The sequence below is a fragment of the Mycolicibacterium helvum genome, from assembly GCF_010731895.1.
Lineage (GTDB): Bacteria > Actinomycetota > Actinomycetes > Mycobacteriales > Mycobacteriaceae > Mycobacterium > Mycobacterium helvum.
Map to the genome: position 1 here is coordinate 4,077,660 of NZ_AP022596.1, position 12,992 is coordinate 4,090,651.

Below are 12,992 nucleotides of genomic sequence, written 5' to 3' on the forward strand. Positions count from 1 at the left end.
GGGCGCATGCCCACGTCTGATGCGGTCGAGTTGTCCGTCGACGCGGCATGGTTCATCGCACAGGAGATCGGCGCAGGCACTTTTCCCTGGGTGCTGGCGATCACTCCGCCTTACCGTGACGCCGCCGACCTGGCGACATTCGCTGCGCGGCAGCGCGAGGAGCTGACGAGCCTCGGCGTGATGATCGATGGAACGATCAACCGCGATGTGCAGCAATGGATTCAGATCGCGTGCTGGCCGCAACGGTGGCTGGAGCTCCGTTTCGTGCGTGCACCTGCTAGTCCACCAGAACTGCTCCGCGGAATTGTGGTGCGACGAGGAGGCCAGACCGTGGTCGGGCTGCGTAATGAACAGTTGATCACGTTCACCGCTGTGGATGTCGAGTCCGGGCGGGACCTGTCGGCCGTTGTCACGGCACCGTTGTCCGGACGCGCACCGGCAGGATTTGACGAGTTCAGTCTTCCCGTCCAGGTCGGTGCACGAGCAGACAGCAGACTGCGCGACGGCGAGGAGCTCGCCAGCGTGTTGGACCACCTGGGCATCCCAGCTTCAGCCAGGCCGGTGGTGCGGTCGGTGTTCGAGGACCCGCGACGGTACGTCGAGATAGTGGCCGGCCAGCACAGCGGTTGCGGGCCGCAATCGACCGCGGTCGGAGTCGCGGTCATCGACAGCGCCGCCGGACGCATGGTAGTCAGCCCCACGCGCGGGTTCGACGGCCAATGGATATCGGTCTTCGCGCCGGGCACCGACATGGCTATCGCCCTCGCCATTGAACGGCTCACTGCCGGGCTAGATGATGGCCGATGGTTCGAGCCGATCCAGGCGGTCCGCACATTCACTGTTGAGACTAACCGGAAAGAGAACCGACTCGATGACCGACGTCATTGCTGAAACCGACAACACGCCGGTGCTGCCGATCGTGCGGGTTGCGGTCCTGTCCGACACGCGGATTGTCGACCTGGCGCTGCCCGCTCAGCTCCCGCTGCGCGAGATCCTGCCTGCCCTTCGGCGGTTGTTGCCGTCCGGGGGTACCGAGGACCTAGCCGCTGACGCACCGAATCCGGTGAGCTTGGCTCCGATCGGCGGCGCTCCTTTCTCGTTGGATGCGAGCTTGGAGACTGTCGGCGTTGTGGATGGCGATCTGCTTGCGCTTCAAGAAGTTCCAGCCGGACCCTCTGCTCTCGGGATCGTCGAGGACGTCGCCGACGCCGCCGTCATCTTCTCTGCGTCACGGATGCGCCCGTGGGGAATCGGCGACATCCGGGCGGTGGCGCGAGTTGCTGTCGTGGCGCTGATCGTCGCCGGTACCGCCGTGGCGGTCGCTCACCGTATTGCCACCGGTGGGTTGGCGGGTCTGTATGCCACGAGCGCGCTTGCCGCCGTGGTCATCCTCGCAACGCTGTTGGTCCGGGCGCGCGAAGAACGCTGCGCGATGGAACTGTCAATCGCTGCACTCGTTCCCATCGCCGCGGCGCTTGCGCTGGCAGTACCCGGCAGATTAGGTCCTGCGCAGGTGATGCTCGCCGCCGCAGGAGTGGCGGCCTGGTCTCTGATCGGCATGATCAACCTGGACCGCGGTAGCACGTTCTTTACCGCCGGGGCCGTGGTGGCCGCAGCGGTGCTGGTGACAGGAGCAGTCGCGCAAGTGTGGCAGTTGTCGCTGCTGACACTCGGATGCGGATTACTCGCGGTCGCCCTCCTGGTCACCGTTGCGGCGGCTCAGTTGTCCGCGCTCACTGCCAGGTTGCCGCTGCCAGTGATCCCGGCTCCCGGCGACCCGGCCCCGGCGTCGCCGGCGATTCGCGTGCTGGAGGATCTGCCTCGCCGAGTCCGGATCAGTGAGGCACATCAAACCGGATTCATCGCAGGTGCGGTGGTGCTGTCGATAGTGGGATCACTGGCGGTCCTGGCGCAGCCGGAATCGGTCGGGGTATGGGCGTGCTACGCGGTGATCGGAACCTCCGCCGCCTCGCTTCTGCGCGCACGTGTATGGGACAGCGCAGCCTGCAAACGTTGGCTGCTGGCCCAGCCCTTTGTAGTCTCGGTCGGTCTGGTCGTGCTCTACCTCGTGACCGGCTACCAGCTGGCCGCGCTGGTCGTCTTGGCGGTGTCCGCCGCACTCACCGGGGCCTTCGTCGCGGTATCGGCCAGTCCGAGTCTTGCTGAGCCGGAGAGCTATTCGCTGCCCGTCCGTCGCTTCGTCGGACTGATAGCGGCTGCGATAGATGCATCGCTGATTCCTGTGCTGGCCTACCTTGTGGGACTGTTCGCGTGGGTATTGGATCGATGATTCGATCGGGGCTTCGCATGGTGGCCGCCGGATCGGCGGTCCTGCTCGCGATGAGTCCGTCGGCATCCGCGCTCGACCCTCCGGCCGTTGATGGCGCAACCTCGCCGCCACAGGACACCACAGGACCTGGCACTGCGATGTCCCAACGCTCGGAATGCATGATGACCGGCGTCGTTCCCGAAACTGATCCTGCTGCAGCTTCAGTCAACCAGGAGATGCTGAATCTCTCTGGTGCATGGCTATTCTCGCGGGGGGAGGGCCAAACAGTCGCCGTGATCGACACCGGTGTAACTGCGGGGCCTCGATTGCCGAATGTCGAACCCGGCGGTGACTATGTCGCCGACACCGACGGATTGGTGGATTGCGACGGGCATGGCTCCGCGGTCGCCGGCATCATCGCTGGTCAGTCCGGCCCTGACGCATTCTCAGGGGTCGCGCCCGCGTCCCGACTGCTGTCGATCCGACTGACCTCGGCGGCATACGCGCCGCGCCAGCAGGCCGAGGATCCGCCGACGGCCAGGTCCGCTCTCGAGATCGCCTCGTTGGCGAGAGCCATCGTCCACGCGGCTGATCTGGGGGCACGCGTCATCACCGTCTCGGTGGCCACGTGTTTGCGCGCGGACAGCGAGCTCGATCAGCAGACCCTTGGTGCTGCACTGCACTACGCTGCCGTCGACAAGGACGCGGTGATCGTCGCCGCGGCCGGCGATCTGAATTCGACGGTGACCGCCGGCGGCTCTGAGTGCCAAGCGAATCCGGTGAACCCTCCCTCGGATCCCAACGATCCCCGTAATTGGTCCGGAACGACCTCGATCTCGGTTCCGTCGTGGTGGCAACCCTATGTGTTGTCGGTTGGCTCTGTGACCGCTACCGGTGAGCCCTCCGCATTCACCATGGCCGGACCCTGGTTGGGTATTGCGGCGCCGGGGGAGGGCGTCGTCTCGATCGGCAACGGGCCGGCGGCTGGCTTGGCGAATGGCTTCCCGGCCGCCCGAGGCCAGTGGGTCGCGTTCAGCGGTACGGGCTACGCGTCAGCATATGTGGCTGGTGTCGCTGCACTGGTCCGCAGTCGGTTCCCGAACATGCCTGCCGAGGAGGTGATTCGCCGACTCCGGGCAACGGCCCACAATGGCGCCCGGTCTCCATCCAATCTGATCGGGAGCGGCGTGGTTGACCCGGTCGCGGCGTTGACGTGGCAGCTGCCGGTAGCCGAGAGCGGTCAATCCGCCTCTGCTCCAACCCGTATCGAAGCTCCACTCACGCCCGAGGCTCCTGATCACACGCCACGAACGGTGGCCTTCGCCGGCACAGTTGCGCTGGCGCTGGCTGTGGCGGGAGTCGCCGTGGCAGCCCGTCGACGAAAGGACCGTCAGGAGTGAGGATGATCCTGCCAGGAAGTGGTCGAATTGCGTTGGCACTGTTGGCGGCGGTGCCCGCAGTGATGGCCTACCCGTGGCGGACGGCGCCTGACCGCTGGCTGCTGGGAGTAGCCGTGGTGATTGTCGCGGCGCTGTTCGGTTCCTGGCGCAGATTGCATCTGACGACTATCGTTCGACGGCGGCTGCAGCTCAGTCTCGCCCGCGGTCGTGTCGACCGCGGGGCCTACCCACTGGTCGAGTTCATGGAAGCCGACGCCCGCGCAACGGTTGTGCTGCGGGTGATCGACGGGGGCGATCGTGCGCTACCCCTGGATCTGATCTCGAGCTATCTGGACCGCTACGGTATGCGATGCGAATCCGTGCGGGTGACCAGTCGCGACGGCACTACGGGGCGTACGACCTGGGTCGGACTGACCATGTCAGCCGCCGCGAATTTAGCAGCGCTGCACGCGCGGTCGACAGCGATCCCGCTCCGCCAGTCCGCCGACGTCACCGCACGGCGGCTTGCCGACGAACTTCGTGAACGCGGTTGGCTGGTGAGCGGCGTCGACATCGACGTCCCAGACCTGGTGGGGCCGCAGGCCAAAGAACTGTGGCGCGCTGTGGTCGATGAGCCGAAAGGCTATGTGGCGGCCTACAGTATCGCCGGCAACGCGTTGGCGGAGTCGTTGACCAGATTGTGGTCGCAGGGTTTCGACGAAGTGTGGACGGCGATCGAGTTCAGCGCGCGTGGAGTCGCTGCGGCGTGCGCAATCCGAACGGCTGAAGTGCCGAAAGCGGTTGCGCCGCTGGCCGGCCTGACAGTGCGTCACGGTACCCAATGGCAAGCGGTACGCGCCCTCAGTCCGTTCGCGACGATGTCGCTTGACGCCGATCTGTTCGAACCGGATGACGTGCCGGCGGTGCGATGGAATGCGAATGGCGTCGTGGTGAATACATGAGCCACGACGCGGCTGCAGAGCCGAAGCGCTCTGTCCCGGCGATCTGGATCCGGCGACTTGCGGTACCGATCATCATTGCGTGGGTCGCGACGGTCGCGATTCTGAACGTGGCGATCCCGCAGCTCGAAGCTGTCGGCAAGATGCGCTCGGTACAGATGAGCCCGGACTTCGCCCCGTCGGTAGTCGCAATGAAGCACACCGGGCAGGTCTTCGGCGAATACACCTCGGATAGTTCGGCCATGATCGTGCTGGAAGGCCGGCAACCGCTGGCTGCCGACGCGCATCACTATTACGACGCGATCGTCAGCCGACTGTCGGCCGACAAGCGTCATGTCGAGTACGTTCAAGACTTCTGGGGCGACCCACTCACCGCGGCGGGCGCGCAGAGCAATGATGGTAAGGCCGCGTATGTACAGGTCTACCTCGTCGGCAATCAGGGCGAGACGGCCGCCAACGACTCGATCGAGGCGGTCAGAAAGCTCGTCGACGAGATCCCTGCTCCGCCAGGGGTAACCGCGTATGTGACAGGCCCGGCGGCGCTTGCCGCCGATGAGCAGGCAGCCGGTGACCGCAGCGCCGTTGTGATCGTCGGCCTGACTTTGGTCGTGATCACCGCGATGCTGCTGCTCGTCTACCGCTCGATCGGGACGGTGCTGATCGTTCTGGCGATGGTGCTGGTGGAATTGGCGGCGGCTCGTGGCGTGGTGGCGTCCCTCGCATACTTCAATGTTATAGGTCTCACCACTTTCGTCACCAATCTGCTTGTCACGCTGGCCATCGCTGCCTCCACTGACTACGCGATATTCCTGGTCGGGCGATACCAGGAAGCGCGGTCAGCCGGTGAAGATCCGGAATCGGCGTACCACACGATGTATCGCGGCACTGCGCACGTGATCCTGGCCTCCGGTTCAACGATTGCCGGTGCCACGCTCTGCCTGCATTTCACCCGATTGCCCTATTTCCAGACTCTGGGAATACCGCTGGCAAGTGGAATGATGGTGGCGGTTCTGGCGGCATTGACGCTTGGCCCTGCGGTGGTCACCCATGCCAGTCGGCGTGGGCGATTGGAATCCAAGCGCGCCATGCGGATCCGTGGTTGGCGCAAGATTGGTGCGCTTGTTGTCCGTTGGCCGGGGCCGGTGCTGATCGCGACCAGCGTAGTGGCATTGATCGGACTGCTCTCACTTCTGGGCTACCGGACGAACTACAACGAACGCAGATATCTTCCAACGGATTTACCGTCCACCGCCGGGTATGCGGCGGCGGAACGACACTTCTCCAGCGCCCGGCTCAACCCCGAAGTGTTGTTGATCGAGAGCGGTAAGGACCTGCGTAATCCCGCTGACTTCATGGTGATCGACAAGATCGCCCGGAACATCGCCAACCAGTCGGGCATCAGCCGGGTCCAGACGATCACCCGCCCCGACGGCATGCCGCTCAAGTTCAGTACGATTCCCGCCCAGCTAAGCATGCAGGGCAATGTGCAGTCCTTGAACCTGAGCTACCTACAGGACCGCATGAAGGACGTGCTCGGCCAAGCAGATCTGATGCAGCGCAGTATCGATGCCCTCACCCGGATGCAGGCATTGATCACCGAAGTGAATACTTCTACCCATCACATGGTGGGGCGAACCCATCAGATGAACGCTGATGTGCAGGAATTGCGCAACCGGATCGCCGATTTCGAAGATTTCTTTCGCCCGGTGCGCAACTACCTGTATTGGGAGCCGCACTGCTTTGACATCCCGGCATGCTCATCGCTGCGGTCGATGTCCGATGCACTCGACAGCACTGACACGCTGACCGACGACATCGGCGGCCTGCTTCCCGACCTGGACCGCATCGATGCCGTCATGCCGCAACTCGCTGCGCAGCTGTCCTCTCAGATCGAGACGCTCACGCAGATGAAGGCAATGATGTTGACCATGTACGCCACCCAGAATGGGTTGCTGGAACAGATGGCCGCGATGCAGAGTAATCAAGCCGCGATGGGAGAGGCATTCAACGAGTCCCGAAACGACGACAGCTTCTACCTGCCGCCAGAGGTCTTCAACAACGACGAGCTCAAGCGCGGGATGAAGATCTTCATCTCGCCGGACGGCCATGCGGTTCGCTTCATCGTCAGTCACGACGGCGATCCGCTGACGCCCGAGGGCATGGCGCATCTCGACACCATCAGGCAAGCGGCCGCACAGGCGATAAAGAACACCCCGCTCGAGGATTCCACCATCTACCTCGGAGGAACCGCGTCGGTGTTCAAGGACATGCAAGAAGGCAACGACTACGACCTACTCATCGCTGGAATCGCGGCCCTGAGCTTGATTTTCGTCATCATGTTGATCATCACCCGCAGCGTGATCGCAGCGGCGGTGATCGTCGGCACGGTGGTGGTATCGCTGGGAGCGTCGTTCGGCTTGTCCATGCTGGTGTGGCAGTACCTGATCGGGATCGAGCTCCACTTCATGGTGATGGCCATGTCACTCATCATTCTGCTGGCGGTCGGCGCCGACTACAACCTGCTCCTGGTGGCGCGATTCAAAGAAGAGATGCATGCCGGGCTCAACACCGGCATCGTCCGGGCCATGGGCGGAACGGGGTCGGTGGTGACATCGGCCGGCCTGGTCTTCGCCTTCACGATGATGTCGATGGCCGTCTCTGAACTGAAGGTCGTCGCCCAGATCGGCACCACGATCGCCTTGGGTTTGTTATTCGACACTCTCGTGATTCGGGCGTTCATGACACCGGCGATCGCTGGGTTGCTCGGCAAATGGCTCTGGTGGCCGCAGGTGGTCAGGCCCCGGCCCGTCCCGGTTCCCTGGCCGAAAGCTGTTGCGAGTGAACCGAAGTCGGATATCCATGCATCCACATGAAAAGGTTGATATCAGCGGAACTGGATGAGGTTAGTCGGGGCGCGAAAACGTGCGAGGAAATCCGAGCGGTAGACGAACGACGCGGCGCGGCGCAGAACTCTGCCGCGGCCGGGCGGCATGGACAGTTCCCGTATGTCGTCGATGCCTGGGCTGGCTCGCAGATCGCCATAGTCCTTGGCCGTGAACCAGAAGGGCATCGGCGGCGCAGTGTAGTGCTTGCTCAGCTTGATGCCGCGCCGCCGCGAGTAGGTGCTCAACAGCCGCGGGACACTGTCGAAGACCAACTGCCCACCGGGAAACCGGCTGGCACACAGGGTGATCAAATCGAGAACCTCACTGCGTTCGAGGTACTGGAATAGTCCCTCCGCGGTGATCAGCACTCCATTGGTGTGATCGACACGGTCCATCCACGAGAAGTCGAACGCTGACTGGGCGCAGTAGTGCATACGGTCAGACGTCGGCAGCAACCGCTCGCGCAGGTCGACCACGGGCGGCAGATCTATCGAGATCCATGTCAACGTGCCGTTGTCGATGCGCCAGAAGCTGGTCTGCAACCCCTCGGCGAGGGCCACGACCGTCGCTCCCGGATGGGCCGCGAGAAAATCGCGTGAGGCGTTGTCAAATGCCACCGCCCGTAGTGCAGTCGCTTGGTGGGTGCGGCCGAAGTGGTGGTAGTCGTAGTTGAGGCTGTCTCGCAATGCGATCGCCATCGGGTCATCAATGATCCCGTCGGGCCGGCCGGCTTCCGCCGCGCGCTGATAGAGCGTGAGCAACGCTGTCTCGGAGATGCCGTCGAGATGGCGGGCGTCGATGACTGACATGGCTCTACACCGTACTAGCGCTCATCCGTTGGCTAGCAACAGCAATGGGTGGGAACTTTTCTCTCGGTCTATCCGACTACCTACCCGGACCATGCGCGGCAGATAGAGATTCTGTCGCGGTGCTGTGCTGCACGCACAGGGTAGGCGGCCGAGGAGGTGGAGTTGTGACAGCGCCGGTTTGGATGGCTGTTCCACCGGAAGTGCACTCCGCATTACTGATCAGCGGCCCCGGGCCGGGCTCCTTGCTTGCCGCCGCTGAGAAATGGCAGGAGCTGAGCCTTGTCTACGGCGACGCCGCAGCAGAACTGACTCGGCTGCTGGCCGAAGTTCAGGCCAGCAGCTGGCAGGGACCCAGCTCCGCCCAATATGCCGCCGCCCACGTGCCCTACCTGGCCTGGCTCGAACGGGCCTCGATCAACAGCGCCATTGCCGCTGCTTCACACAACGCTATCGCCGCCGCGTACTCGACAGCGTTGGCGACCATGCCCACCCTCGCTGAGCTGGCCGCCAACCACATTGCTCACGGTGTGCTGATCGGCACCAACTTTTTCGGCATCAACACGATCCCCATCGCCGTCAACGAGGCGGACTACGCGCGCATGTGGGTGCAAGCCGCCGAGACCATGACGGTCTATCAACTGGTCACCGAGACGGCGACCGCGGGTATACCGCCCACTGATCCGGCACCGCCCATTCTCGCTCCGGGCGCGGAGGCAGCGAGCGCTCAGCAGACGACAGTCAATTCGATCAGCCAGCTCATCAAGGACATCCTCGACTTCATCGCCGACCCCTACAAGTACTTTCGGGCATTCTTTGAGCAGCTCGGGTTCGGTCCAGCGGCTGTGGCTCTCCTCACCGCTATGGCCGCAGTGGTGTATGAAGTCCTCTGGATTCCGTACTACGCGTCATACGGTCTACTTCTCCTTCCGTTCTTCTTGCCTGCTTTGAGCGCCCTCAGCGCACTGGCTGCGTTGGGCCTGCTATTGAACCGGGAGCCCGCTTTCGACTGGCTTCCGGTTCCTGACGCGGCGAGTGGCGCGCCGAACGCCGAACCGACCATGGTGCCGGGGGTGCCACTGGCACCGGCAACGGCACCGACTGCCAGCCCACAAGCCGCCAACCCCGCTCCCAGCGCGACTGCACCGACCACCGCAGCCAGCCCGGCACCGGCAGCTGCGCCGCTGTATGTGGTTCCGCCTCTGACCCCGCCCGCGGTCGGAGCCGGGCCCAAATCCGATGCGAAAGCATCCGACTCGATGAGTGAGGCGGTTGCGGCCATCGCGGCCGCGCGGGCTGCCGCCGCCGCGCGCCGCCGCCACCGGCAGACGTCGAAGAGCCGCACGGGGGCGCGCGGGTACCGGTACGAGTTCCTCGACCAACCTCTGGACATGGACGGTGGACCTCCCGACGAAGCATCCGGAATCTCGGCCGCGGGCAGCCACGGAGCTGGACAGCTCGGCTTTGCCGGTGCCACAACAACGACGGGTGTCACCGCGACTGGACTCAGGCGTCGGGCGTCAGATGATGAAAAAAGTTCAGTCCCAATGCTTCCCAGTGGCTGGGTATCAGACGTCGATGCCGCTCCGAAGCAGGAATAGAACAGCGCCACGCGCATCTACTGGAACAGGCCACCGGTTCTGACGGAACGGTACTCGAGACATGAGAGGGCAGATGACACTCAACGTGAAGGGCGAAGGCCTCGGTGCGCAAGTCACCGGGATCGACGCGAAGAATTTGGACGGCATCACGACTGAGGAGCTCCGTGAAGTCGTCTACGAGAACAAGCTGGTCGTCCTGAAAGACGTGCATCCTTCGCCAGAGGAGTTCATCCAACTCGGCAAGCTCTTGGGTGACATCGTTCCGTACTACGAGAAGATGTATCACCACGAGGACCACCCAGAGATCTTCGTGTCCTCGACTGAACAAGGGCGCGGCGTACCCAAGACCGGCGCGTTCTGGCACATCGACTACATGTTCATGCCAGAGCCCTTTGCCTTCTCGATGGTTCTCCCGCTTACGGTGCCGGGACCGGACCGGGGCACCTACTTCATCGATCTGAACGCGGTGTGGGAGTCGCTGCCCGCCGCCAAGCGGGATCCGGTTCGAGGGACATTCAGCACCCATGACCCGAGGCGCCACATCAAGATCCGACCGACCGACGTCTACCGACCGATCGGGGAGATCTGGGACGAGATCACCAAGACCACGCCTCCGATCAAGTGGCCCACGGTGATCCGCCATCCATTTACGAATTCCGAAATCCTCTACATCTGCGCTTCGGGCACCACGAAGACCGAGGATAAGGACGGCAATCTGCTCGACCCGGCGATCCTTCATGAGCTGATGGATGCCACGGGTCAGCTCGATCCCGAGTTCACTTCACCATTCATCCACACGCAGCACTATGAAGTGGGCGACATCATGTTGTGGGACAACAGGGTTCTGATGCACCGCGCCAAGCACGGCACCGCGTCGGGCACGCTGACGAGCTATCGACTCACCATGCTCGACGGTCTGGAAACCCCGGGATACGCCGTATGAGCACCGCTGGCGTGATCTCGGTCGAGGATGAGCGCGAAGAGACCAGTCCAATACCCGAGGACCTGTTGGTCAAGGTCTTGAAACCATACTCCGACAAGGGTTGTCGGTATCTCCTTGATGCGCAGTACAAGGCGACCGACGATTCGGTGCTCGCCTTCGGCAATTTCTGTATCCCGGATTCCTCGTATATCACCAGCACTGGGCACTTCAATGCGGCCGACTTATTGATCTGCTTCAACCAGCTCGCGTACAGTGCGTTTGCTCCGGCCATTGTCAACGAGGAAATCCCGGTGCTGGTGGGCTGGTCGATAGAGGATTACTTCGACTATCAGCTCCCGAGCATGCTGATCAAGAACACTGCATCGAGATTCAGACGGCCGATCAACGCCCACAAGTTCTCTGCACGGCTGATGTGTCAGAACTTCGAGATCATCGAGCGAACATGGCGCTATCTGAAAGTCCCGTGCACCATTGAATGCTGGGACGATGATGGCGGCGCCGCAAGCGGTCAGGTTGAGCTGGCTGCCCTCAACATCCCCTGATCCGCTGTCTAGAAAGCAGTTACCTGGATGTCTCAGCTACCCTCGACGGTCCTGGGCCGGATTCTCGAGCAGGCGCACCGCCGGCCGGACGCAGGCGCGCTGCGGCGCTGCGACGGCACTGGCGCGCTCACGTATGGCGACCTCGTCGCCGGGTTGAATGCGCTGGCTGGTCAGCTCTCCACGCATTCGGTATCGAGGGGTTCCCGGGTGCTGGTGGTGTCGGACAGCGGCCCTGAGACGTACCTGGCGGTTTTGGCCTGTGCCCGCATCGGCGCCATAGCGGTCATGGTTGACGCCCGCTTGCCGGCGGCCACGATCGAACGGTTTCGCCAGATCACCGAGCCGGCAGCGATACTCATTCCTCCAGGGAGCTCGTTCGGGTCCGCGCCGTTACCCGAACGGCTGGGCTCTCTTCCAACGATCTCGGTAGAAGGGCGCACCGGACGGGCGACTGCGGAATCGCCGGAGGTCATGGATGGCGCTGACCTCGGTGCCGAGGACCCGCTGGCGATGGTGTTCACCAGCGGGACGACCGGCGAGCCCAAGGCTGTGTTGCTTCCCAACCGCACCTTCTACGCGATTCAGGACATTCTTCGTGAGGAGCAGCTGAACTGGGTCGATTGGGTCGTCGGGGAGACGACATACTCGCCGTTGCCGGCCACCCATATCGGTGGGCTCTGGTGGATCATCACATGTCTCATGCAGGGGTGCTTGTGCGTCACCGGCGGAGAGGGAACGGCGTCGTTCCTCGCTATTCTCACCGAGAACGAGGTCGCTACGACATGTGTTGTTCCAACCCTGCTTTCGCGACTGGTCGCTGAACTGAAAACCGTCGGCACGGCCGTACCGACGCTTCGGCTTCTCGGGTACGGCGGGTCACGCGCAATCGCCGCCGATGTCCGGGCTCTGGAAGCGACCGGAGTCAAGACGGCGCAGGTATATGGGTTGAGTGAGACAGGTTGTACGGCGCTGTGCTTGCCGACGGATGAGGGTTCGATCGCCAGGATCGAGGCGGGCGCGGTCGGGCGGCCCTACCCGGGTGTCGGGGTTCATCTGGACAACGACGGTAGCGGGCCACCCGAGCGCGCAAATGCCAACAGCTCAACGGGATTAGGAACATTGTGGATCAAGTCGCCGGCGAATATGTTGGGCTACTGGAACAACCCGGACCGAACGGGCGAGGTTCTGGTTGACGGCTGGATCAACACCGGCGATATTCTCGAGCGTCGCGAGGACGGATTTTTCTACATCAGAGGGCGGTCGTCGGAGATGATCATCTCCGGCGGTGTCAACGTCGCGCCGGACGACGTCGACCGCATCGCCGAAAGTGTTTCGGGGGTGCGAGAAGCCGCCTGCTACGAGATTCCCGACCCGGAATTCGGGGCCCTTGTCGGTCTGGCTGTCGTGTCGGAGGTCCCTCTCGACGATTCCGCGGCTCGCAGGCTCAAGCAGGTGATCGCCGCGACGTTTCGCCGCGAGGCCGAGTCGATCGCGCGTCCGTCGACCATCGTTATTGTCGCCGACATCCCCCGAACTCCATCCGGCAAGGTCATGCGGGCGTCACTGGCGAGCTCGATCAGCGCGGCTGGATCGGGCGTTCGTGGCTGA

General features: G+C 63.3%; 10 protein-coding genes. 9 read left to right on the forward strand and 1 reads right to left on the reverse strand.

Annotated elements, in window-relative coordinates; genetic code table 11:
• Positions 1 to 6: 6 nt before the first annotated feature.
• Genes G6N38_RS19135 through G6N38_RS19155 form a run of 5 tightly spaced genes read left to right on the forward strand, consistent with a single transcriptional unit; the run spans position 7 to position 7,480 of the window.
• Positions 7 to 891: an ESX secretion-associated protein EspG gene (locus tag G6N38_RS19135; RefSeq protein WP_163749645.1), complete on the forward strand. Its 885-nt coding sequence runs from the start codon at positions 7 to 9 to the stop codon at positions 889 to 891.
• Positions 872 to 2,290, forward strand: a complete 1,419-nt coding sequence (gene eccD, locus G6N38_RS19140) for a type VII secretion integral membrane protein EccD (RefSeq protein ID WP_163749646.1) — start codon at positions 872 to 874, stop codon at positions 2,288 to 2,290. Before G6N38_RS19135 ends, eccD begins: the two co-directional genes overlap by 20 nt.
• Complete coding sequence (gene mycP / locus G6N38_RS19145) at positions 2,287 to 3,669, forward strand: type VII secretion-associated serine protease mycosin (protein ID WP_163752115.1); 1,383 nt, start codon at positions 2,287 to 2,289, stop codon at positions 3,667 to 3,669. Before eccD ends, mycP begins: the two co-directional genes overlap by 4 nt.
• 2 nt (positions 3,670 to 3,671) lie before the next feature.
• On the forward strand, positions 3,672 to 4,610 hold the full coding sequence (eccE, locus tag G6N38_RS19150) for a type VII secretion protein EccE (protein WP_163749647.1): 939 nt from the start codon (positions 3,672 to 3,674) through the stop codon (positions 4,608 to 4,610).
• On the forward strand, positions 4,607 to 7,480 hold the full coding sequence (locus G6N38_RS19155; protein WP_163749648.1) for an MMPL/RND family transporter: 2,874 nt from the start codon (positions 4,607 to 4,609) through the stop codon (positions 7,478 to 7,480). Before eccE ends, G6N38_RS19155 begins: the two co-directional genes overlap by 4 nt.
• Positions 7,481 to 7,491: 11 nt before the next feature.
• Here G6N38_RS19155 and G6N38_RS19160 read toward each other — a convergent pair whose 3' ends face one another.
• The gene (locus G6N38_RS19160) at positions 7,492 to 8,301 is read right to left on the reverse strand and encodes a class I SAM-dependent methyltransferase (RefSeq protein ID WP_163749649.1); all 810 of its coding nucleotides are present in this window, start codon (positions 8,299 to 8,301) and stop codon (positions 7,492 to 7,494) included.
• A 182-nt stretch (positions 8,302 to 8,483) separates the two neighbouring features.
• On the opposite strand from G6N38_RS19160, the gene G6N38_RS19165 reads away from it, so the two are divergent.
• The 4 genes from G6N38_RS19165 (at position 8,484) to fadD10 (ending at position 12,992) form a co-directional block, all read left to right on the forward strand.
• The gene (locus G6N38_RS19165; RefSeq protein WP_246228048.1) at positions 8,484 to 9,899 is read left to right on the forward strand and encodes a PPE family protein; all 1,416 of its coding nucleotides are present in this window, start codon (positions 8,484 to 8,486) and stop codon (positions 9,897 to 9,899) included.
• 73 nt (positions 9,900 to 9,972) lie between these two features.
• Positions 9,973 to 10,842, forward strand: coding sequence for a (3R)-3-[(carboxymethyl)amino]fatty acid oxygenase/decarboxylase (gene scoE, locus G6N38_RS19170; protein ID WP_163749651.1), 870 nt, complete (start codon positions 9,973 to 9,975; stop codon positions 10,840 to 10,842).
• Positions 10,839 to 11,384 carry an FcoT family thioesterase gene (locus tag G6N38_RS19175; RefSeq protein ID WP_163749652.1) on the forward strand — a complete coding sequence of 182 codons (546 nt, stop codon included), beginning with the start codon at positions 10,839 to 10,841 and terminating at the stop codon, positions 11,382 to 11,384. Before scoE ends, G6N38_RS19175 begins: the two co-directional genes overlap by 4 nt.
• A gap of 27 nt (positions 11,385 to 11,411) precedes the next feature.
• Complete coding sequence (gene fadD10 / locus G6N38_RS19180; protein ID WP_163749653.1) at positions 11,412 to 12,992, forward strand: fatty acid--CoA ligase FadD10; 1,581 nt, start codon at positions 11,412 to 11,414, stop codon at positions 12,990 to 12,992.

Coding starts and splice junctions, on each gene's coding strand:
- G6N38_RS19155 (WP_163749648.1), top strand. CDS start 4,607: ATGAGCCACGACGCGGCTGCAGAGCCGAAGCGCTCTGTCCCGGCGATC.
- mycP (WP_163752115.1), top strand. CDS start 2,287: ATGATTCGATCGGGGCTTCGCATGGTGGCCGCCGGATCGGCGGTCCTG.
- eccE (WP_163749647.1), top strand. CDS start 3,672: ATGATCCTGCCAGGAAGTGGTCGAATTGCGTTGGCACTGTTGGCGGCG.
- scoE (WP_163749651.1), top strand. CDS start 9,973: ATGACACTCAACGTGAAGGGCGAAGGCCTCGGTGCGCAAGTCACCGGG.
- G6N38_RS19160 (WP_163749649.1), bottom strand. CDS start 8,301: ATGTCAGTCATCGACGCCCGCCATCTCGACGGCATCTCCGAGACAGCG.
- fadD10 (WP_163749653.1), top strand. CDS start 11,412: ATGTCTCAGCTACCCTCGACGGTCCTGGGCCGGATTCTCGAGCAGGCG.
- eccD (WP_163749646.1), top strand. CDS start 872: ATGACCGACGTCATTGCTGAAACCGACAACACGCCGGTGCTGCCGATC.
- G6N38_RS19165 (WP_246228048.1), top strand. CDS start 8,484: ATGGCTGTTCCACCGGAAGTGCACTCCGCATTACTGATCAGCGGCCCC.
- G6N38_RS19175 (WP_163749652.1), top strand. CDS start 10,839: ATGAGCACCGCTGGCGTGATCTCGGTCGAGGATGAGCGCGAAGAGACC.
- G6N38_RS19135 (WP_163749645.1), top strand. CDS start 7: ATGCCCACGTCTGATGCGGTCGAGTTGTCCGTCGACGCGGCATGGTTC.